The following is a 22,101-nucleotide window of genomic DNA, read 5'->3' as shown; positions in this document are numbered from 1 at the left end:
ATGATAATGATGAAAGCCCCACTCAGTTGAATGGGGCTTTGTTGTTTTGGTCTAAATGGTAATTAGAAAGGTAACCTAACGTACGTGCTTAGCTATTATCTTCGCCAGCGTCACAATCCCTTCTTTCCACTCTTTGCTCTCCTCAATGTTAGCGACAGTGAAGCGCAAGCAGTGTTTGTATTGGTCATTGGTCCCAAACACTGTACCGGGTAAAATCCCCAACTTATGCTTTAAGCAGTCTTGATAGACGGCATAGCTGTCGACCGACTCAGGCAGTGTTATCCAGTTGAGAAATGAGCCTTCCGGCTTTGATAGGTGGTAGTGTCCGACAAGGTGCGGGTAACTATCCAGAGCTTGAATTAACAAACTTTGGAACTGTTTTTGATTGGTTTGGTAGAGGCGTTTCATTTTGGATAAATGACTGCGATATTTACCGGTAGTGAGGAATTGACCCACCGCGGATTGCATGAGGTTTGAGCTGCCCATGTTGTCACATAAAAGGTACTTTTCAACCAAGGGCTGATAGCGCCCAGAAAGTAACCAATCGATTCGCAAGCGTGAGTCTAAAGTCTTGGATAGTGAGTTCACGTAGATGACACGGTCTTGGTCATCCAGCTCTTTCAAGCTCGCAATCGGTGTATCGAATGCCAAACTACCGAACACATCGTCTTCGATAATCGGCAAAGATCCGGTGATCTCCAGTAATGCTTTTCGATTCGCCAATGGCATCCGTGAACCGGTTGGATTGGTAAAGTTTGGCGTTAGCAGTAAGGTTTTCACTTCCCATTTGCACAACGCACTTTGTAGTGATGGTATATCAATACCGTGGCTAACGCTGCTTGGGATTTCAAGGGCTTGCAATCCAAGTGATTCAAGTAAAAGTAGATTACCGAAATAACAGGGCGACTCGACCGCCACGATGTCGCCGGGCTTGGTGAGCGCACGCAAAGCTAGACTGATCGCCTGTTGAGCACCATGAGTAATTGCAATCTCTTTCGATCCCGCAGGCACACCAAGATCATGAGTGATCTTTAACAATTGCTTTACTAATTGCTCGTCGCCGGGGGGTAATTGGTAATAACCGGGAAGCTGAGTTTGTAATCGACTGTGACGGCCAATCTCGGCATACAAGCTACGAATCGCAGGATTGTTGATGTTCGGGTGCGCGGAGCCTGCCAACAGTTTCAGGCGACCTTTTGGACGAGAGAGTACCGATTTGGTGACAGACAACAGATCGACTTTTTGAGGTTGGCTTGATGCATCCCAGCTGGTGGTGTTCGGTGCTTTCACGCGATAGCCAGATTTAGGTACTGAATAAACCCAGCCTGTGGCTTCCAGTTCTTGATAGGCGCGAATTACGGTATTTTTGCTTACGCCAAGCTGTTCGCTTAACTGGCGGATCGAGGGAAGGCGATCGTCTGGATGAAAGAGCCCCTTATCGATCTGAGCCTTAATATGTTGTTCGGTAGCAAGGTATTTATTGCCGCTGAGTTCTGCTTCCACGTTTTTCTCCCTCGTTGCTCACTCTCAATCTGTAACCATTCAAAGTGTTATATCTGTATCTTTATTAGTTATCTGTACCCAACTAAGGTAACAGCATTGATGAATAGTTGACCAGAGGTTTGTAATGCTGATTAAAATGATTCCGTTTGTGTTTGTAATATTGTGGTCGTCAGGTTTTGTCGGCGCACGTCTTGGTGTGGAATACGCGGAACCCGCAACATTACTTTCATTGAGGATGGTGGCCAACGTGGCGCTGTTCTTGGTTTTGATTGCAATCCTTAAGCGTCGTATTCCTCGTGGTCGAGCATTCTTCCACGCAAGTGTGGTTGGCATCTTGATTCATGGTTTCTACCTTGGTGGCACCTATCTGGCGATTGATATGGGTATGCCCGCCGGGTTGAGCTCTCTACTTGTTGGCTTACAACCGATTCTGACCGCCTTGATTATGATCAGCTGTACTTCGCAGCGTTTTAATTTTGCACAGTGGTTGGGATTAGCGCTTGGTTTTGCGGGTATTAGTTTGGTGTTGATGGGTAATATTGAATGGCAGTCAGACGACCAAAAAGGCTTGGCAACATTATTGTGTTTGGTTTCTTTGGTGGGTATTACCTGCGGCACTCTGTATCAGAAGCGCTTCTGTCAGGGGACAGATATGGTCGGCGGTGCGATGGTGCAATACTTGGCTTCTGCGGCGTTGTTTCTGCCGTTCGCAATGCGCTATGAAACCATGCAGGTAAACTGGACTGTAGAATTCACGCTAACTCTAATCTGGCTGGTGGTTGTTCTGTCTTGTGTTGCCATATTATTGTTGCTTTACATGGTAGAACACGGTGCATCTTCAAGTGTGGCCTCAGTGTTTTACTTAGTTCCACCGACGACAGCAATTCAAGCTTGGCTTATTTTCGGTGAGTCGTTCGACATCTATGGCGCAATGGGCTTTGCGTTGTCGGCAGCTGCAGTTTATTTGGTGGTGAGGAAGCCAGAATGGATTAAGGTTCGCAGACGAACAGTGTTACAGCGGTAGTTTGTATACCAAAACTCACTCTACTTAAAGTCGATGACTAGAAACCAAAAAGAGCCTGACAATGCAGGCTCTTTTTTTACTCATTTTTTCGCTAGCGATTGATGACTAGCGTTTCATCAAACAAGCGTAAGCCGTTGTAAACGGTGCTTCTTGGTATTGCTTAAGGCCAGTTTCTTTGAACTTCATCATTAGAGGGTTACGCTTAAGGCTCTCTTTGATTTCAGCTGGAGACACAACGGTTACATCTAGGCCGTCGATTAGCTGAATTGCTGCTTCAAGTTTGAAGCCGAAACCACCGCCAGCAAATTTGCCTTTAGTCTGACGTTGGCGAATTACAACTTTTTCTACTTGGTAATCTTCCATTAACTTTGCAAAAGAGAATTGAAAGTCTTTCATATTCTGTGTGTCGTTTGCGTCGCTAATCGCAACCTTAGAAACTCGGCAATCAGGAATGTTAAATACGCCGTCTGACAGAGAAAGAAGACAGATGACTGCATCGTTACCTTTGATTTCAACACCACAAATTTTCATGTTCTTACCTACTTATTTTAGAGCCCTACATTATGGTGTTATTTCTAACACTTCTCCAGTATTTGCGCGTATCAGCAGCAAATAAGTCTAAATCAGAGAGTATTTTAGTCGCCGAAAGTTAACCTTTGATTGAAAAAGCATCACACGAATTTACGGTATCGTTTGCTATGAGATGAAGCTCACAAAAGCTTAGCGGGATTTTATATGTGTGCTGTATATTGCGCGCGCATCCCTATTTGAAGTGTGGTTATTAATCCCAATGAATATCAATAATCTTTCGATTAAGAGTAAAATCGCGATCCCGCTGTTGGTGATTGTGATTGTTTTTTCTACCGTTACTGTGCTCAACGTTATCAGATCAAATGCTCAAGCTGCGATTAATAATGAGCTCAATAATGTGGTTCAGCCCGTGTTAGACAATTTGGAAGATGGGTATCGTGACATTTATCAAGTTATCGCTTCGGCTCAAGGTCTATTACTCTCGAAAGACCAAGCGGCGATTGAGTACCAAAAATTTGAATTTAAAGACAACGCTTACAAAGCGGTTCCTCGTTTTGAAAGTGTCGAAACCTTGTATCAAGCGGGCGTGTTGGATCCATCTTCACGTGGCGAGTTATCAAAGCTTGTTAACGCGATGAGCAAGTGGGTGGCACTGCACGAGCCAATGTTCGCTGATCCGGCAAACGCAGACCAATACAATATTGATTACTCACCAGCGCTTGACGCAGAGTTTGCGATCATTCGTACTCAATTGCGCGATATCCGAACTCTGATCGAATTGAAACAGAAAGAGCTTCGCCAGCAAGCCGATGACTCTATTGAATCAAGCAAATTGATCATTGAAGTAGGTATGGCCGTTGCTGTTTTCGCTGCATTTTTCGCTATGTGGTTATCGAATCGCTTTATCGTTCAGCCAATCCAGAACGTAGAGAAAGCGATGAATGAGATCGCATCGGGCGACGGTAACTTGTCTCAACGTATGAAGGTCGAAGGTAATGACGAGATCGCTCGTTTGAGTTCTGCTTTTAACCAGTTTGTTGGCAAGATCCATGTCACCGTGGAGCAAGTTATTCTCACATCGAACGCAGTACGTGGCGAGATGGAAAACATCAAATCACTCACGCAAAGTGTTGCTGAATTCTCGTCTAATCAACAGCGAGAAAGTGAAGTGGTCGCGGCTGCAGTTCATGAAATGCAAGCAACCAGTGAAGTGGTGAGTGGTAACGCATTAGATGCGGCAACCGCAAGTAACGTTGCAAACCATGAAGTGGAATCGGCCGATACTACGCTTGGCTTAACTGTTACTTCGATTGAACGCCTTGCGCAAGATATCGAGAACGCGGGTGGTGTGGTTCAAGAACTAGATACAGACGTGAAGAACATCGCCTCAATCCTTGGCGTGATCAAAGGTATTGCAGAACAAACCAACCTACTTGCTTTGAATGCGGCTATTGAAGCGGCACGAGCGGGTGAACAAGGCCGTGGCTTTGCGGTTGTGGCTGATGAAGTTCGAGCGCTTGCGAGTAAAACTCAAGACAGCACTGGCGAAATCCAATCAATGATTGAACGCTTAGAAGTGGGTGCTAAACACGCGGTTGGTGTGATGACTGAAAGCAAAGTGAGTGGCGAGAAAACCATTGTTCAAGCAGGAACTGCAGCATCTTCATTGAGTGAGATTCGTAACTCAATTGGCAAGATGAATGACATGAACACACAAATTGCTACGGCGGCTTCGCAACAGTCTCAAGTGTCTGAAGAAGTGAATAAGAATGTTCAACGCATCGCTGAAAGCACCATGCAAATGGTTGAGATGGCAAGCAGCGCAGAAAATGCATGTATGGCATTGGCTGAACAGTGTGAAGCGCTAGATAGCCTTGTGTCTCAGTTTGAAGTGTAATTTTCAAAATTAGACAGACGAATATGAGCTGATAATGGTTGCTCGTATTGAGTCCCATTAATCAGCGGTGAACGACAAAAAAGCCCGCACTCTATGAGTGCGGGCTTTCTTTTTGACTAGGTGATCAGTCTTTTGACTAGGTGATCAGTTTTTAGACCTGATCAATCATTCGGTGTTAGCTGCTGCGACCGTCTTTGTATGTGTAACGGTAGTCAACTTTTACGTTCGCTTGGTAATGAATGTCACCGCTCATGTTAGTGATTTTCTTCACTTCCATATTCGCGTCATCAATCTTGAACGAATCGTATTTGGTTGTCTGTTGGAACTGTGGCAGTTCTCTTGAAAGCTCAAAAGGTGTTTTTGCGCGTAACTCATCCATAAGGTTGGTGCCTGCATCGTATGCTTCCGTTTCAGTAACAAATGTATCAGATTTTAGCGTTGTTTCTTGAATTGTTGTTTTAGTTGCTGCAAACGCAGTGGTGCTGAGTACAAGAGTTGATGCAAGTATGATTAACTTCTTCAAAGGGATACCTTACTTTGTTGTACCAGTGTTTTAGATATTCTCACCCTAGCAATAGGGGATGAGGTTAATGTTAGGACAAAAATATGGTTCTGTAAGGGAATGACTATAGGTGCCGAAGATTAATGCACAGCGCATATCAAGCAAGGTGACACTGATATCTAACTTCAATACACTGTATGGGTAACCAAAGTTCAGCATAAGGTAAAGGCATGGCCAATTGGGAAGGGGTAAGTGAGTTTGTTGCAGTGGCAGAGCGTGAAAGCTTTACTGGTGCGGCGCAGAAGCTCGCTACGTCGGTGGCTCAAATCAGTCGTAGAGTAGCAAACCTCGAAGAACGACTCGCAGTGAAACTGCTCAATCGAACGACTCGAAAGGTGTCTCTTACAGAGGCTGGGCAACTCTATTACCAACAATGTAAGTTGTTGGTCGAAGGTTTAGAAATTGCTGAGCTTGCGGTCACGCAGATGCAATCAACACCCAAAGGCTTACTGAAAGTCACCGCGCCTGTGACTTATGGTGAGCGCCAACTCGCCCCAATACTGCATCAATTCTTAAAGCTTCACCCGCAAGTAGAGCTTGAGCTGATGCTGACCAATCAAAAGCTCGATCTTATCGATTCGGGTGTCGATGTTGCGATTCGTCTTGGCCGCTTGGAAGATTCAAGCCTTGTGGCAAAGAGGCTGTCTCAACGCCAACTTTATGTATGTGCAAGCCCTGAATATATTGAACGTTATGGCGAGCCGCATACATTATCAGAATTAAATAATCACCAATGTTTAGTCGGTGGATTTGAACATTGGCGTTTCAAAGAAAATAGACGCCCTCGCTCAGTTCGTGTTAACGGACGCATTAAGTGCAACAGTGGTTTAGCCTTGTTAGACGCAGCTAAGCAGAGCATTGGCTTGGTGCAGTTACCTGAATACTACGTGAGTGAAGATCTAGACTCTGGAGAGTTAGTCGAAGTGCTTTCCGATTACCGAGACGACAAAGAAGGGATCTGGGCGTTGTACCCTCAGAACCGTAATCTATCTTCAAAGGTTCGCCTGCTGGTGGACTTCCTTTCTGAGCAATTGGATTAGTGTATGGCTTAAAACCTCCACCGATAAAAACGGGCTTCAGAATAGAGATTCTGAAGCCCGGCGTGTTTTAGGATTAATTATCGTTTGATTACGGCTTACTAGACCGAAAATGTATTAGACGGTGAAGCGATCCACCAAGTGATACAGCTCATTTGCACGACTGTTGAGGTTTTGGCTACCTGTACGGTTTTGATTCGCGAGTTCTGCCGATTGTGAGCTTTGGTCAGAAATCACCACGATGCGTTGAGATATTTCTTGTCCTACAATATTTTGCTGTTCAGTGGCTGTCGCAATAAGCGAGTTCATGTCCATGATGGTATCAATCGACGCTTGGATCTTCGCCAGTGCTTTGGCTGCGGCATTCGCTTCTTCCACGGTTTGCGCACTTCGGTTTTGACTTGAATCCATCGCTTTCACAGCAGCATCTGAGGCAGCTTTAAGTTGCTCAATCATCTTGTGAATGTCGCCAGTGCTTTCTTGAGTACGGCTTGCCAGTTTACGAACCTCATCGGCAACCACAGCAAACCCACGACCTTGTTCGCCTGCACGTGCAGCTTCAATCGCGGCATTCAACGCGAGTAGGTTAGTTTGCTCGGCAATGTCTTGGATGACCGCCAATGAAGAGGAGATGTTTTGTACATCGCCTTCTAAACGAGACACCACGGTGTTGGCTTCTGATACTTCGCTCGCTAGGCCTGCCACCGAATCTGCAGCTGCGTTTACGATCTGTTGCGCTTCTTTTGCATTGCCCTCTGCAAGCTTGGCGGAATCCGCCGCTTGACTAGCGTTGCTCGAGATCTCTTGCGCCGTTGTGGTCATCTCAGTCATCGCTGTTGCAACTTGTTCTGTCTCTTCACGTTGCCCTGTAGCAATCTCGTCGACCTGCGCAGCACGAGAAGACATGTTAGATGTCTCGGCTACGACTTGCTGACCGACATCGCTTACGCTGCGAATGATGGTTTGCAGGCTTGCCACAAAGGCATTGAAGTTCTCGCTGAGTTTTGTGAACTCGGGCGCTTTGAAGGTTTCCATTCGAGCGGTTAAGTCAGCTTCGCCACTCGCGAATGCGCTGATTGAACGATCAAACTGCTCGAGTGGTTGCATGATGGTACGGTTGACGGCAACGGCAAACACAGCAACTACTAGGGCAATCAAACCACAGAATATAGCGATCGCCGTCAATGAGCTTTGTAACGCAGCATTTGAGCTCTCTTTCATCTCTGCGATGACCGCATCGATGTCGTCAGTATAGAAGCCTGTACCTAGCATCAAGTCCCACTGGGGAACGAATATCGAGTAGCTCAGTTTCGGTAGGGCTTCGGATTGACCAAGTTTTGGAAAGTAGTAGGTGGTGAATTCACCAAGCTTTGAGTTCTTGATCAAGTCACGAATCAGGTAGTTGCCTTTTTTGTCTTGCAGGTCGTAGTAGTTGTTACCAATACCATCGTTGTTTTGTCCAACAACCACTCGAACGCCTTTAGAGTCGTAGCCAAAGATGTAGCCAGATTCGCCATATTCGAGTGTTCTTAATGTTGGTAAGGCTTCTTCTAATGTTGCACCTCTATCCAAAAATGGGCTGATCGAAGAGTAGGCCATTTGTAGATACGCTTTGAGTTCCTTTTCTTTCATCGCCATCATATTGCTACGCGTCGATTCAACTTGCTGTGCGGTTAGCTCGGTGCTCTTCATATACGTCACGCTCATCATGCCAATTGCCATTAGTAGCAACGGAATGAAAGAGAGAATATAAAGGCGGTTTTTGATGGTTAGGGTCATGTCACGCTTCCTGTGTGATTATCTCATGCAATTTTCAACACATTATTAATGTGGTTTTAAAATGTAAATGGACTTGTTGTTGAATTGTTATCCAGAAATGTTTTTGTTTTATAAACATGATGGCGGTTAGGTTTTTGACGTTAGAAGCCTTGCAACTAGGGGCTTAATGATAAAAAGAGCGGTTTGTTACGATGCTTTTGAATTTGGCGCTGCTTTGGTAGAATGCGACGCTTTGTAGCACCCTGCTATGTCTATTCGTTAAGTGAGAAAGATTCATGAACAAAAGCCATGTGACTATTGGTTTAACTAACCCAAAGAGCCCGACAAACGTTGGTGCTGTTATGCGCGCGGCTGGTTGTTACCAAGTCGACGAAGTTAAATACACAGGGCAACGCTACGAAAAAGCCGCAAAATTCCACACCGATACTAAGAGTGCTGCGCGTACTATCCCACTAACGGGTGTCGAGTCGTTTTTGGATAACCTTGATTCAGAAACGAAAATTGTTTGTGTAGAACTCGCTGAGGGTGCAACACCACTGCCGCGTTTTAAACACCCAGAAAATGCCATCTATATCTTTGGCCCTGAAGACGGTTCTATTTCTCAAGATGTCGCCGACAGAGCAGATCATGTTGTTTATGTACCAACAGTAGGCTGCATGAACTTGGCTGCGACAGTTAACGTGCTGCTTTATGATCGCCTTGCTAAGTCAGATGAAATGGACGAGAGCAACGAGCTGATTAAGAAAAGCCGTGATAACCGTAACCATCTGCTAATCAAAGAAAAGTAATTCTCTGCTTCTAGTGTTATCTATCCCGTACGCAATCGGATATTATCTTGAGTTCATCATCAGATAATTGAAGGGTTAGATAACACCATGGAAGACAAGCAATTACTTGCCGCGCTACAGCAACACTCTGTCCTCGATCTCTATCAGTTATTCCAAGAAGTTGGTCAAAACCGCTCTTTGTATGCATTACTAGAGAGGTTATCTTCCCTTAAAGAACATCATCAACTGAGTACTCGTCTTAGCCCTTTTAAGCCTCATATCGAAGGATTGCTAGCTCAATTTGATAGCGCCACGCCAGATAGCGAGATCCTCAAGGCAGTCGCTCTTCAGTCTGAGATTCAGCAACGAGGCCACAGTATGAGTCGTTACATCATGACATCAGATAACCATCGCCATTTTTCCCCAAGTGTAGACCTAGTCATGTTTGGTGATTCGATCACCGAATGGGCCCCGTGGGCGGATATCTTTCGCGATGTTTCGATGGTCAACCGTGGCTTAGCGGGTGACACCACAACTGGCATGTTGCGCCGTATTGATACCACGTTGAATGTGAAGCCAAAGCTGGTGTGTTTTATGGCAGGGATAAACGATTTAGCTCAGGGTTATGATGTCGACCATATCTACCAGAACTACATTGATATGCTTAAGGTGTGGCAAGAAAATGAGATTCGCATATTGGTGCAATCAACGCTTTATGTTGGCTCTAAACTGCAAGGTTTAAATCCGTCGGTTGAACTGCTCAATAGCAAGCTAAGCGAGTACTGTACACAGCAAGGCATTGCGTTCTTAGATGTGAATTCAGTATTGTCACCTAATAAGCTGTTGTCGAACGAGTACTCGTGTGATGATCTGCATTTGAATGCGAAGGCTTATCAAACTTGGGCTGAGATACTTCAACCTACGATAGCTGAGCTACTAAAATAGACTCACGCAAAACGCTAGCTAGACCGATAAACAGCTTAGCTAATACAAGAAAAGCCAAACCCTAGATTTGTTTCGCGAACCATAAGGACATCAATGTGAACCTAAGACAATTGGAAGTCTTTTACGCCATTATGCAGACCGGAACCGTATCTGGAGCCGCGCGCAGCTTGCATGTGTCGCAACCAAACGTGACCCGTATTTTGGCGCACACGGAGCAACAACTTGGGTTTGGCTTATTCGAACGAGTTAAAGGGCGGTTGGTGCCAACGGTTGAGGCAAAAACCTTACTGCCAGAAGCGGAAAAGGTGTATCAGCAATTGGGGCAATTTCGATCTCTGACCAACAAAGTGAAGCAAGGCCATCAGCATTTACGCATTGGTGCGCCGCCGATTTTAGCGACTAAATTACTGACTCCGGTAATCGCCCAAATGTCTCGCGAGCAAAATGGCAGTAAGCAAGAGCTCTCTTTTGAGTTGCTGACTGCAAACCGTGATGAGCTGTGTGCTGGGTTATTAAAGCATGAGCTTGATATTGCTATCGCGTTTGGCGATGAAGCACCGCCTGCGATATTAAGTGAAACGCTATTAACCGAATCACTAAAGGTTTTGGTTCCTTCCAATACGGTTGATCATTTCCCCGCGGAATTAACGTTAGATGATCTGATCAATTATCCGCTGCCAATCATCGGGCTCGATAGCCGCGATCCATTAGGCCTCCTGTTACATCAACGCCTTATTGCACGTGAGCAGCATTATCACCACCCGATATCTGTACGTGGGTATAGCGCCGCTGCGGAACTGGTCAAGCACCAAGCGGGGTTTGCGATTGTTGATCCGTGGACGGCAGAGCAATATCAAAATGACGATGCGGTCTGTGTGTTGCCGCTTCAACCAGACATCCAATTTTCGGTATCGATGCTTTGCGCAGAGCACACCCCTCAGTCGATTTCCGTTAAGCAATTTATCGCTTCATTGAAAATCCATACTCACCCTATAACTTAAGGTTATAGGCTCGCCATAAATAGGCATTCGGCAGCTTCGAAGTTCTTAATTAAAGTAAACCCATACAAGGGCTTATTAATTAGGAATACTCATGTCGATCGCTCAACCTTACCTTCTTTTTCTTGGGGATGTTACTGACCCACTCGCTGCAAAAACAGCTCGCGGTATTCATCAATGGCGACCAGAAATCTGCCTAGGTCAACTGCGTTTAACGGGTGATACCGTTTCACTGGGCTTAACGGATATGACCCTGCAAGAGGCGCAAGCGCAGGGCGCGAAGACGCTAGTGATTGGTACCGCAAATCCGGGTGGTGTTATTCCTGATTCTTGGCAGTCAACCATTATGGCCGCTGCAGAAATGGGATATGAGATTGCATCTGGCATGCACCAACGATTGAGTGAATTTTCACCGCTTTCTGACATGCAGCAACAAGGATTGACTAAGCTTCATGATGTACGCCATTTTGACGGTGTTCTTAATGTTGGTAACGGTAAGCTTCGTCAAGGTAAGCGCCTGCTTACTGTCGGAACTGATTGCTCAGTAGGCAAAATGTTCTCGGCATTAGCGATTGAAAAGTCGCTTAAACAAGCGGGAACATCCGCTCAGTTTAAAGCGACAGGGCAGACAGGTATTTTGATTGAAGGCAGCGGTATTTCGATTGATGCGGTGGTTGCGGATTTTATTTCTGGCGCAGTTGAAGCGATTAGCCCTGATTTTACCGACCACGATTGGGACATCATTGAAGGGCAAGGCTCTTTGTTCAACCCTTCGTTTGCAGGCGTGAGTTTGGGTCTTTTACATGGCGCACAAGCGGATGCCTTAGTGCTGTGTCATGAAGTTGGGCGACCACATATTCGTAACCTTCCTCATGCTAAATTACCAAGCATAGAACAGACGATTGAAGCCAACTTGCAAGCGGCGCGACTGACTAATCCAGACGCGAAGCTGGTGGGTATCTGCTTGAACACGTCGGCGATTAGCATTGAAGAGGCTGAGACATTGTGCCAAGAATGGACCACACTCTATCAAGTGCCAGTGACGGACCCAGTGCGCTTTGGTGTACAACACATTACTGATCATTTGCGACATTCACTTTAACGACTTCATCATTTCTACGTTTCCATTTGTTAAAGTGAACATCAACCGAGTGAAATTATGAAGATTACAGCTGAACCCATTATTATCGCGATGCAAACGCCTTTTCGCATCTCTCGTGGCAGTCGAACTGAGTGTCACGTTGTTCGTGTTTACATTGAACATGGTGGCAAACGAGCTCAGGGCGAATGCACGCCTTACCCACGATACGGCGAGTCATCGGAGTCTGTGTTAGCGCAAATCCAACAAGCGTCTAGCGCACTTGAAGCTATGTTTGAACGAGGCGTTACTGATCCGGCAGAGCTAAGAGATCATCTTCAGTCTTTATTGACCGGAGGGGCAGCGCGCAATGCGGTCGATTGTGCGCTTTGGGATTTTGAAGCTCAGCAGAACGACCAGACGTTTCCGAATAGCTTGTTTGAGTTGCCTTCTCAAATCGTGACTGCAATGACAGTCTCGATTGGCACGCCAGAAGCCATGGCGACTCAGGCTCGAGACTATGTCGCGAATGGTGCGAAACTTCTGAAAGTGAAGCTTGACGGCGAGCAGGTGGTAGAGCGTGTTCGCGCGGTACGAGAAGCTGCGGCAGATGTTCAAATTGTATTGGATGCCAATGAAGCGTGGACAGGATTGAATCTCGAAGAGTTGTTCAATCAACTGGTAGAATTTGATATTGCGATGATCGAGCAGCCGTTACCCCAACAGCACGATGCCTCATTGGCGCACATCAAGCACCCGATACCACTGTGTGCTGATGAAAGCTGTCATACCACTTCGCAACTTTCATCTTTGTTAGGCAAATATGAAATGGTCAACATCAAGCTCGATAAAACAGGTGGTTTGACCGAAGCATTGGTACTTGCTGAAGAAGCTCAAAGGCTAGGATTTACGCTGATGTCGGGTTGTATGCTCGGTACATCGCTGGCGATGCGTGCAGCTCTGCCTATCGCTGTTCAATCTGAAATCGTCGACCTCGATGGCCCAGTCTTACTTGGTCAAGATGTAGCACCATCACTGACTTATCGAGATGGGATGATTATTCTCTAAGTTCGTTGAGCCCGTTTAATCGATGGACATGACATGAATGAAATCGTATGAGTGAAAACTTGTGCGATTTTTGCTTCAAAGTCTGAGCGATTATCTAAATTACTTCACTTTTAAGCCTCAGCAGCGCATCCACAAATTCTGCAAACCCATAGCCACCAGGCTGCGACATGACCCTGCTTGGATGGTGCTCTAGCTTATCCCAATAATGTTGAATGTTTGCCACGCCAACGGTAAGTGGAAGTGATTCGAACATCTGCTGATCATTCATTGAATCGCCGACATAGCAGGCTTGATTGTGGATTTGCTCAAGCGATAAGCCTTTATTAGCCAGGAAACGGTGCACGGCGTTTTTCTTTGAGTGTTCGCCGTACCAAGCGTTGATATGAATCGAACTTGCCGTCGCGTGTGCGCCTAAAGCGTGTATTCTTTCGAGTACCGCTTGAACAGTTTCAGGATCAACAGGCTTACGGTTTTGGCCGATATCAATCGCGACCTCACACAAGCGGTAAGATTGATCCAAAGTTAGCGATAGGTCGGGGTAACTCAACAAGATCGCTTCAACTTCTTGTTTTAGCTTAGCTTGGTTCTTACGCACTTGTTCTAGCGGTGTTTCAGATGAGAGTTGTAATGCATCATCTTGCTTCTCTAGTAAGAAGGCGCCGTTTTCTCCAAGCACGGCATCGACAGGCCAGAGCTGCGCAATATGGTCACACCAACCAGCACAGGCTCCCGTTACAGCGACCACTTTGATTCCATTGTCTCTCAGCTTTTGTAACACAATCAGGGTTTCTGGAGGGAGTGAACCTTGCCAAGTGAGCGTGTCATCGACGTCGGTTAATACCCATTCGATGTGCTTCCAGTTGTTGTCTAGTTGGTGTTCCATTAAAACTCACTTATTCCATGGATTGTTTTACACAGAGCGTATTAATTCAGCCCAATGTAGAATTAGAAGCTAACGTGATTAGAAAATACAGTGTTTAGCAAAATCGCCCGCTTCATTAGCCGTCCAGTCACCTTTAGGCTTTTCTTTCATATCCGCACACCAAGCTTCACTGCCAACCTCGGTACAAGCCATTAATTGAGTAGCAAGGAAAAGTATCAACGCGATTTTCTTCATAATAAACATTCCGTTGTGGTCTAAATTTCTGCTTATAACTGTATCAAATCCGACAAGTGATTGTTATAGCTGCTAAGAACTTAAGGGCGTTAATAATGATGTGGGGTTGAGCTGAATTCGAGGGACGGTAAAGAAGCGAAGGTTTGCTTGGCTTTAAGATCGAAAAAGCCAGCAACGTATGCTGGCTTTGAAATTCTTAATAAGTTTCTATTCGTTATTTCGCTTTAACTACTTATCGATTTATACCAATTTCATCTCTTGGATGATGTCCGAAGCAATCTCTGGCTTCGTGCTTGTTGGTTTCTCGTGTAGGTCGGCTTTCAATTGTCCCTTACGGTTACTTAGGCCCGCTTCAAGTTTCTTAAGTGCTGCAGCGATAGCTGGGTACATAACATCGTCTGTCGATTTTGCTGTTACTCGTACACCTTCGTAGTTGGTGAATACTTCAACCTGATGTTGACCGTGTTCTTTAGTAATGATGATGTCGCAACTGATCAGTGATGGGAAATGGTTAGATATCTTCTCGAATTTACCTTCGATGTCTTTGCGTGACTCGTCGTTAATTGATACATGATGTGTTTGAACATTTATTTTCATAAATCATACCTTTCCAATGACTGTGTCATTTAAACGTAGCAAACATCGGATAGATTAACCAACTGAGAATTAGCACATGTGTGATTGACTTCAGTGTTATCAAATATTCTCTTGTTACTCCCTTGAAAGTCCGATGAACTGATCGCATATTATGTTTCGTGTTTTAAAGACATGTTCAAAAAAACTCCATCCTTGATAATTTGCGCTAACCTACAGCGAATTCCCAGTGAATCTCTCTTTATCGGTTTTATAATTCCGAACTTGTCACTCCATTGATTTTCTTTCCAGCTCACTCACTTTTTCTTCTTTGATTAAAAACTCAGCTTAAGTTACTAATTTATAGACACTCAACTGCCCACTCCATATTGAAGTGAAACTCTCCTGCTGTGAGTTGAGACTCGGGTATGGTAATGCGTGCTCGAATATCGACTTCTTTATTGGATGCCAGTTGATCGACAGGAAATTCGACGCCCTGACGCCAATAATTAATGTCACCTTCATAGCGAACCGGCGTTTCGACTTTGAATCGCACAAGTTCTGAAATGCGAGACTCATCAATTGAGCCTAGATCAATATGTTGCAGTTTGAGCAACAATCGAGAATCTTTGCGATTGGACTCAAGCTTAAGCGTTATCGCTCGGCCATCGTATTCTCGGCCACTGAATTTAAGCCGTTTAAGCGTATTAAAACCATCAAAGCCATTAAGATTGATGCAGAAATGCTGGAGCTGTTAGGCAGTGAAGATGGCAACACGGCGATGATCAAAGTGAGCTGGGATGAGAAGGGAATGAAGGTCTATAAGGATGGCTACTTAGCGGATTATGAGTACGGGATTGTCCCTCATGAGATGCAAGAAAACTACGAATTAGCACCTAAGTAACTCGATTCGATTGCAGAAAAGCGCCTTACTTATTAGTGGGCGCTTTTCTTTTGCTCACCAAAGCATGACGAAACTCACACTTTTCTGACAATTAATGACTCGTTGTGCTAGTATGCGCCGCTTGTCTTTGTAATTGATAAAAAACGCATTACCAAAACAGACTTTTTCTGTTTATCTGCTTGTAATGACCTCATTCAGTTTGGCCTGACTTGGCCGAACATCTGCATTTTGCTCGGACGCAAAGAGAGTAGTTCTCACTACTTCACTATGTACATTTGAGAGCACCATCTATCAAAGGCCTTTTTGAAACAGCCTAAATTAGCGCGAACTTAGTTCAGCGTGAAGGGTTTCGTTTTTCCAAAAATCCCTCTCGGCGGCTAAGTGAACCTTAGTTGCTGACAAATAAGGAGTCTATATGACGACTACGGTATCTACATCCGTACCTACATCTCAAGCTGGTAACGCAGCGCCGACAGAGAAAGAAGTAAACCACCCGTTTCTCTCTTTGGTTATCATGGTGATCGTTGCTGCAATCGCAACTTACTTCATCCCTGCTGGTGAATTCGAGCGAGTGGTCATGAATGGCCGCACGGTTATCGACCCAGACAGCTACACACAATTGACCAGCAACCCAACAACATTAGCCTCTTTTTTCGAATCATTTTTTAAAGGCTTCAAATCCGCTTCTGGCGTGATGGGCGTTGTGGTATTTGTGGGTGGTGCTTTTGGCATTATCAAACACATGGGTCTGTTAGACGCATCCGTTGTTGCACTAACTACTAAGCTAAAGAAGCAAGGCTTATACGTGATTGCGCCTGTGATCATGACGGCGATCTTCTTCAACGTTACCTTCACCGGTATGCGTGAACTTGATGTCATTTTCATCTCTTTGATGATCCCGATCTGTATCAAGCTTGGCTATGACGCGATTACGGCACTTGGCGTTGTTTTACTGGCAAGTTGTGCCGGTTTCGCGGCCGCTTTGGCTAACCCATTCTTTACGGGTATTGCACACACTATCGCTGAACTGCCTATGTATTCAGGCATGTGGTACCGCTTTATTGTTGGTATGTTCATGTTGTTAACGGGTGCATGGTATGTGCTTAACTACGCGCGCAAAGTTAAGCAAGATCCGACCAAAGGCTTGTTACACGGCACGGGTTACCACTATGAATCAAATGTTGAAGCGAAAACACTGACCACACGTGAAAAGCTTGCGGGCATCGCGTTCTTGGGCGTATTCGCATACATGATCTTCGGCACGTTGACGATGGGGTTCGGCTTCACCGAGATTGCGGGTGCATTCGTGGCGATGGCTATTATTCCGGGTTTGGTGGCGGGTTTATCTCCGAACAAGATCTGTGAGTATTGGACCAAAGGTGTTAGCGACGTATTGATCGCGGTACTGATCATCTTTTTTGCTCGTTCAGTGCTAACCATTATGGAAGACGCGAAGATTGTTGATTCTATGATCTTCTATCTTGCACAGATCATTTCTGGTAGCTCTAAACTTGTGGCAGCAGCAGGGATCTACTTCTCGCAGGCTGCGATCAACCTGTTCATTCCATCGGGCAGTGGCCAAGCGGTGATCACCATGCCAATCATTATTCCGTTGGCAGATATTGGTGAAGTGACTCGTCAAGTGGCGGCACTGGCTTCTCAATTGGGTGATGGTATTTCTAACTATATTTACCCAACCAATGGTGGCTTGTTGGCGGTATTGGCTATAGCAAAAGTACCTTACACCAAGTGGGTTCGTTTCTTCTTACCACTGTTCTTGTTCTGGTCGGTAGGCGCTTTGGTTTCTGTTGTGATTGCTCAAATGATTGAGCTAGGGCCTTTCTAAGGTTTCTGTTTAATCGAATACATGGACCGTTAAGGCTTAACTGAAGCTGTGTGAGTAAATAAGAAGGCAGCGAATTCGCTGCCTTTTTTCGTTTAAAGAAAAGCTATTCCAACGTTAAAGGTTACTCTTCAAATTGGTAAGAAGAGGGCACCACAATCACGCCTTGTTTTGATATGTGGAAGCGTTTCGCATCGGCAAGGCCATCAAGACCGATCTGGGTTCCGTCAGGCACCTTAACGTTCTTGTCGATGATGCAGTTTTGTATGTGGCAATTTTTTCCAATCTCAACATCTTCAAACAGAATACTATCAATCACAATCGCGGCATTGCTGACTTTCACTTTCGGGAAGAAGATTGAGTTTTGCGCCGAGCCGCCTTCAATTACAACGCCATTCGCTATCATCGAGTTGATGAATATTCCTTGATTACCTTCAACTGAAGCAATGGTTCGTGCGGGTGGCAGCTGCGGTTCGTAAGTACGAATCGCCCAATCAGGTTGATATAAATCGATAGGCGAAGCTGGCTTTAACAGGTCCATGTTGGATTGGTAATAAGAGTCGATAGTACCCACATCTCTCCAGTACGCATCTTGGGTCACTCGGCCTTCTTCATCCCCAAACTTGTATGCGTAAACACTGTTGTTGCCCACCAATTTAGGAATGATATCTTTACCAAAATCGTGGCTTGAGTCTGGATCTTCTGCGTCTGCCAATAATGCCTGTGTCAGTACTTCTTTATCAAAGACGTAAATACCCATTGAAGCCATGCTTCGAGTTGGCCTTCCAGGTACACATGCAGGGTAACGTGGCTTTTCGGTAAAGTTATTGATCTCTAGAGATTCATCTATCTCCATCACACCAAACTCTTTGGCTTCGTCAATCGAAACCTCCATGCACGCCACAGTTAGGTCGGCCTCGTTCTTTTTGTGCTGCTTGAGCATTGGTGCGTAATCCATGCGATAGATATGGTCACCGGATAACACCACCACATGCTTGGCTTCACTGCGTGAAAGTAGATACAAGTTTTGATAAATCGCATCGGCAGTACCGCTGTACCAGCTATCACCGGTTCGCATTTGTGGAGGAACATTGGTGATGTATTCGCCGAGCTCAGGGTTAAGCACCGACCAACCATCTCTTAAATGTTTTTGCAAAGAGTGAGATTTGTACTGAGTCAGCACCAAAATTTGGCGTAGCCCAGAGTGTAAGCAGTTCGCGAGTGTGAAATCGATGATTCGATATTTGCCACCAAAGGGTACCGCAGGTTTTGCACGGTTATCGGTGAGAGGGGAAAGCCGAGAGCCAACACCGCCGGCCAGAACGATTGTTAGAGTGTCTTGCATGATCAGAACCTCAATGTATTTATGATTATGAACATAGACTTGCAAGCACTAAGCCAAATGTAACTCATTGAATATTATACGAGGCGAGATTGATTCTTGTTGTTCTGCACCAAAATGATGCACGTGAGATATTGGCTTGCTCTATTTTGATCCAAAAAAGATACGAATAGAGTGAATTGATTGGATTAACAAAATGACGCACGGAAAAGCTGCATTACAAAACTGTCAATAAAATGAAGGAATAAAGTGATCGGGTCGATATAAATTTACATAAATAATCACAACTTTTCACAAATTGATTTCCATCAATAAAGTAGGGTTATTCTATGATACCTTGCACGCAAAATAAGAAATGATTACTCATTCACCAATAAAGATTAAGCCCCCCAAAAGGAAATTATAATGAAAAAAACAGTATGTGGTATTGCGGTTATTGCGGCTCTTATGTCAACCAATGTTCTTGCTCATAAAGAAGGTGATTTCATCATCCGTGCAGGTGCAGCAATGGTATCTCCAAACGACAGCAGTGGTGATGTACTAAACTCACCAGGTTCTGAGCTATCTGTAGATTCAAATACTCAACTTGGCCTAACATTTGGCTATATGTTCACTGATAACGTTAGTTTAGAAATTCTTGCAGCAACACCATTTTCACATACGGTATCTACTGATTTACTTGGACTAGGTGATATTGCAGATGTTAAACACCTTCCGCCTACACTTATGGTTCAGTACTACTTTGGTGAAGCGAACAGTGAAATTCGCCCTTATGTAGGTGCAGGTATTAACTACACGTTCTTCTTTGATGAAAAATTTAACGGAACTGGTAAAGACGCTCAACTACGTGATTTGTCTCTTGATGACTCTTGGGGGCTTGCAGCAAATATTGGCGTGGATTACATGATCAATGAAGACTGGTTCCTAAATGCATCTATTTGGTATGCAGATATAGATACAACTGCAAAGTATAAAGATACAGCGGGTAACCAGTACTCAACAGACGTTGATATCGACCCATGGGTATTCATGATTGGTGGTGGTTACAACTTCTAATCTCCCTATACAGTTTACTAAAGGCGCTCAAGCATCAGCCAGATTGGGCGCTTTTTTTTGCTTACTTGTTAATAGGTTGTTCGCATTAACTTTCTGTTGCTATGGGTAAAAGTTATTTATTGTCGTCATTTATTGTTAATAAAAGGGAAAGATAAGTGTCATAACAGCCCTCTATGATCGCGATTCAAATTATGGAGGATATATGAATCGTAAATTTAATAAGCTGACATTATTACTGCCTATCGCGGTAAGTTCTGCTCTAGTAGGCTGTTCTCAACCAACATCACCAACGACTGCTACGCCATCTCAAACATCACTTGATGCTTTTAGCCTTCAATGCCAATCCATCGAGCAGCCAAGCGCTTCCAATGCTGAGGTAACCGGAATCAGCCTAGTTGGCCGTTCAATCGCCGACGCCCCGTTTGATACTTCTGCAGCCGAAATCGTCAGCTACGATTCATGTACCGACAAGCTTTATGTTGTGAACGCTCAAGCTCAGAAAGTTGATGTTTTATCAATGAACTCAGCTAGCGAACCAACATCTTCGGGTTCGATTGATCTTCAATCAGCGGCTGCAGCTTCTGGTATTGATATTGGTGCAGCGAACAGTGTGTCGACTCATCAAGGATTAGTTGCTGTCGCGATTGAAAATGCTGACAAGCAACAAAACGGCATCATTGCCCTTTATCGTTCAGACACGTTAGAGCTGATTACTACTTATACGGCTGGTGCATTACCGGACATGGTGAGCTTCTCGAAAGATGGTCGCTACATTGCCTCTGTAAATGAAGGTGAGCCGAATGCGGATTACAGCATTGATCCTGAAGGTTCAGTAACGCTGGTGGATTTAACCAATGGTCCTTTGCAAGCGACAGTCACTCAGATTGATTTCAAGGCATTCAATCAAGGTCAGCCTCGCCATGCAGAGCTAACCGACAAGGTTCGAATCTCTGCGCCGAATGCAACGGTTGCTCAAGATCTTGAACCGGAATACCTAACATTTGCGGATAACGGAAAACTCTACGTTGCCCTCCAAGAGAACAACGCGTTGGCAGCGATTGATGTGGCGAGTGCACATGTGGATGCGATTCTTGGACTAGGCGGAAAGCCTTGGGATAACGCTAAGCTAGATGCGTCAAACAAAGACAAAAATATCGGTAATCTGCAAAGCTACGCGATGTTAGAAGGCCTCTACATGCCAGATAGCATCACTAGCTACAGTGTTGATGGCAACACCTACATCGTGACTGCGAACGAAGGTGATGGTCGTGAATATGGCATCAAGACTACGCAAGAAATGTGTGATGAGAAAGGTTTTGAGTGGGATGGCGATGACTATCAAGGCACCGATAACTACACCACAGAAAAAGACTTTTGTATCGCTTATGTCGATGAAGTGCGTGGCAAGAAGTTAGACGTTGATGCTAACCACCCATTAGCAGGCGCATTGAAAGACAACAAGCAACTTGCACGTCTTAAAGTGATTAAGCCACAAGGCATACTCGCTGCTGACCAAAAGGTTCAAGCATTTGGTAGTCGTTCTTTCTCTATCTGGGATGAGTCGGGTGAGTTAGTGTTTGATAGTGGCGATGATTTTGCTCGAATCGTACTTGAGCAAGATCCTGCAAACTTCAACAGCACCAATGATAACAACCAAAGCGGTGACGATCGTAGTGATGATAAAGGCGTAGAACCTGAAGCGATCGAAGTGGCTGAAATCAACGGTAAGCACTATGCCTTTATTGGACTTGAGCGCCAAGGTGGCATCATGGTTTACGACGTAACACAGCCTAAAAACGCAAGTTTCATCAGCTACTTGAACAATCGCGACTTTACTCAGCCAGTGTGCACTAAGGTTGATGAAGACGGTGATTGCGACAACGAGACTTACAACGCTAAAGCGGGTGATTTAGGTCCAGAATCAATCAAGTATTTCACTCGTTCTGGTAACCACTTTATTGCGGTTGGCAACGAAGTGAGTGGTAGCACGTCAGTTTACCGCGTTGAGTTTTAATCACGCTTCTTACTAGCAATTAGATTGAATCAAAACAAAAGCGCCACGACTTGTTAAGTCGTG

At 45.0% G+C, this 22,101-nt stretch carries 20 protein-coding genes and 1 pseudogene; 12 read left to right on the top strand and 9 right to left on the bottom strand.

Going from position 1 to position 22,101, the window contains the following annotated elements:
* Window positions 1-75: 75 nt before the first annotated feature.
* The gene (locus tag AB4161_RS10780; protein WP_372083320.1) at window positions 76-1,503 is read right to left on the bottom strand and encodes a PLP-dependent aminotransferase family protein; all 1,428 of its coding nucleotides are present in this window, start codon (window positions 1,501-1,503) and stop codon (window positions 76-78) included.
* Between the two features lie 124 nt (window positions 1,504-1,627).
* On the opposite strand from AB4161_RS10780, the gene AB4161_RS10775 reads away from it, so the two are divergent.
* Window positions 1,628-2,527 carry a DMT family transporter gene (locus AB4161_RS10775; protein ID WP_136982575.1) on the top strand — a complete coding sequence of 300 codons (900 nt, stop codon included), beginning with the start codon at window positions 1,628-1,630 and terminating at the stop codon, window positions 2,525-2,527.
* 105 nt (window positions 2,528-2,632) lie between these two features.
* Here AB4161_RS10775 and AB4161_RS10770 read toward each other — a convergent pair whose 3' ends face one another.
* On the bottom strand, window positions 2,633-3,058 hold the full coding sequence (locus tag AB4161_RS10770) for a DUF3010 family protein (RefSeq protein ID WP_017061669.1): 426 nt from the start codon (window positions 3,056-3,058) through the stop codon (window positions 2,633-2,635).
* 259 nt (window positions 3,059-3,317) lie between these two features.
* Between AB4161_RS10770 and AB4161_RS10765 the strand changes: the two genes are divergently transcribed.
* On the top strand, window positions 3,318-4,955 hold the full coding sequence (locus tag AB4161_RS10765; protein WP_136982581.1) for a methyl-accepting chemotaxis protein: 1,638 nt from the start codon (window positions 3,318-3,320) through the stop codon (window positions 4,953-4,955).
* Between the two features lie 175 nt (window positions 4,956-5,130).
* Here AB4161_RS10765 and AB4161_RS10760 read toward each other — a convergent pair whose 3' ends face one another.
* Window positions 5,131-5,478, bottom strand: coding sequence for a DUF3316 domain-containing protein (locus AB4161_RS10760; protein ID WP_372083319.1), 348 nt, complete (start codon window positions 5,476-5,478; stop codon window positions 5,131-5,133).
* A 209-nt stretch (window positions 5,479-5,687) separates the two neighbouring features.
* Between AB4161_RS10760 and AB4161_RS10755 the strand changes: the two genes are divergently transcribed.
* A complete protein-coding gene (locus tag AB4161_RS10755; protein ID WP_017064933.1) occupies window positions 5,688-6,557 on the top strand; it encodes a LysR family transcriptional regulator in 870 nt (289 codons plus the stop codon).
* A gap of 114 nt (window positions 6,558-6,671) precedes the next feature.
* On the opposite strand, the gene AB4161_RS10750 is transcribed toward AB4161_RS10755, so the two are convergent.
* Window positions 6,672-8,333: a methyl-accepting chemotaxis protein gene (locus AB4161_RS10750; protein ID WP_102429235.1), complete on the bottom strand. Its 1,662-nt coding sequence runs from the start codon at window positions 8,331-8,333 to the stop codon at window positions 6,672-6,674.
* A 275-nt stretch (window positions 8,334-8,608) separates the two neighbouring features.
* On the opposite strand from AB4161_RS10750, the gene AB4161_RS10745 reads away from it, so the two are divergent.
* From AB4161_RS10745 to dgcA, 5 genes are all read left to right on the top strand, one after another.
* Window positions 8,609-9,121: an RNA methyltransferase gene (locus AB4161_RS10745; protein WP_017111519.1), complete on the top strand. Its 513-nt coding sequence runs from the start codon at window positions 8,609-8,611 to the stop codon at window positions 9,119-9,121.
* An 87-nt stretch (window positions 9,122-9,208) separates the two neighbouring features.
* On the top strand, window positions 9,209-10,045 hold the full coding sequence (locus AB4161_RS10740; RefSeq protein WP_372083318.1) for an SGNH/GDSL hydrolase family protein: 837 nt from the start codon (window positions 9,209-9,211) through the stop codon (window positions 10,043-10,045).
* 95 nt (window positions 10,046-10,140) lie between these two features.
* Window positions 10,141-11,046, top strand: a complete 906-nt coding sequence (locus AB4161_RS10735) for a LysR family transcriptional regulator (protein ID WP_102393446.1) — start codon at window positions 10,141-10,143, stop codon at window positions 11,044-11,046.
* Window positions 11,047-11,137: 91 nt separating this feature from the next.
* Window positions 11,138-12,145 (top strand): N-acetyltransferase DgcN, encoded by a 1,008-nt coding sequence (gene dgcN, locus AB4161_RS10730; RefSeq protein ID WP_102398144.1) that lies wholly within the window; start codon window positions 11,138-11,140, stop codon window positions 12,143-12,145.
* 57 nt (window positions 12,146-12,202) lie between these two features.
* Window positions 12,203-13,189: an N-acetyl-D-Glu racemase DgcA gene (dgcA, locus tag AB4161_RS10725; protein WP_372083316.1), complete on the top strand. Its 987-nt coding sequence runs from the start codon at window positions 12,203-12,205 to the stop codon at window positions 13,187-13,189.
* Between the two features lie 94 nt (window positions 13,190-13,283).
* Here the strand turns inward: dgcA and AB4161_RS10720 are convergent, their stop codons facing one another.
* The 4 genes from AB4161_RS10720 to AB4161_RS10705 form a co-directional block, all read right to left on the bottom strand.
* Window positions 13,284-14,072, bottom strand: coding sequence for an HAD-IIB family hydrolase (locus tag AB4161_RS10720; RefSeq protein WP_102393449.1), 789 nt, complete (start codon window positions 14,070-14,072; stop codon window positions 13,284-13,286).
* A 78-nt stretch (window positions 14,073-14,150) separates the two neighbouring features.
* A complete protein-coding gene (locus AB4161_RS10715) occupies window positions 14,151-14,306 on the bottom strand; it encodes a DUF3012 domain-containing protein (protein WP_017061679.1) in 156 nt (51 codons plus the stop codon).
* 240 nt (window positions 14,307-14,546) lie between these two features.
* A complete protein-coding gene (gene hpf, locus AB4161_RS10710; RefSeq protein WP_017061680.1) occupies window positions 14,547-14,903 on the bottom strand; it encodes a ribosome hibernation-promoting factor, HPF/YfiA family in 357 nt (118 codons plus the stop codon).
* Window positions 14,904-15,240: 337 nt separating this feature from the next.
* On the bottom strand, window positions 15,241-15,498 hold the full coding sequence (locus AB4161_RS10705) for a hypothetical protein (protein WP_229648214.1): 258 nt from the start codon (window positions 15,496-15,498) through the stop codon (window positions 15,241-15,243).
* A 57-nt stretch (window positions 15,499-15,555) separates the two neighbouring features.
* On the opposite strand from AB4161_RS10705, the pseudogene AB4161_RS10700 reads away from it, so the two are divergent.
* Window positions 15,556-15,783 (top strand): annotated as a pseudogene (locus tag AB4161_RS10700) (hypothetical protein); the annotation flags it as partial.
* Between the two features lie 415 nt (window positions 15,784-16,198).
* A complete protein-coding gene (locus AB4161_RS10695) occupies window positions 16,199-17,629 on the top strand; it encodes a YfcC family protein (protein ID WP_372083315.1) in 1,431 nt (476 codons plus the stop codon).
* Window positions 17,630-17,750: 121 nt separating this feature from the next.
* On the opposite strand, the gene glgC is transcribed toward AB4161_RS10695, so the two are convergent.
* Window positions 17,751-18,971 carry a glucose-1-phosphate adenylyltransferase gene (gene glgC, locus AB4161_RS10690; protein WP_102393453.1) on the bottom strand — a complete coding sequence of 407 codons (1,221 nt, stop codon included), beginning with the start codon at window positions 18,969-18,971 and terminating at the stop codon, window positions 17,751-17,753.
* A 402-nt stretch (window positions 18,972-19,373) separates the two neighbouring features.
* On the opposite strand from glgC, the gene ompW reads away from it, so the two are divergent.
* Together ompW and AB4161_RS10680 are read left to right on the top strand one after the other, a co-directional pair.
* Window positions 19,374-20,024 (top strand): outer membrane protein OmpW, encoded by a 651-nt coding sequence (ompW, locus tag AB4161_RS10685; RefSeq protein ID WP_017071378.1) that lies wholly within the window; start codon window positions 19,374-19,376, stop codon window positions 20,022-20,024.
* 202 nt (window positions 20,025-20,226) lie between these two features.
* Window positions 20,227-22,038: a choice-of-anchor I family protein gene (locus tag AB4161_RS10680; protein WP_372083313.1), complete on the top strand. Its 1,812-nt coding sequence runs from the start codon at window positions 20,227-20,229 to the stop codon at window positions 22,036-22,038.
* Window positions 22,039-22,101 lie beyond the last annotated feature (63 nt).

It is taken from the genome of Vibrio sp. 10N.286.51.E5, from assembly GCF_041469125.1.
GTDB classification, from domain to species: Bacteria; Pseudomonadota; Gammaproteobacteria; order Enterobacterales; family Vibrionaceae; genus Vibrio; species Vibrio crassostreae_C.
This window is presented reverse-complemented; position numbering and strand designations above follow the sequence as displayed.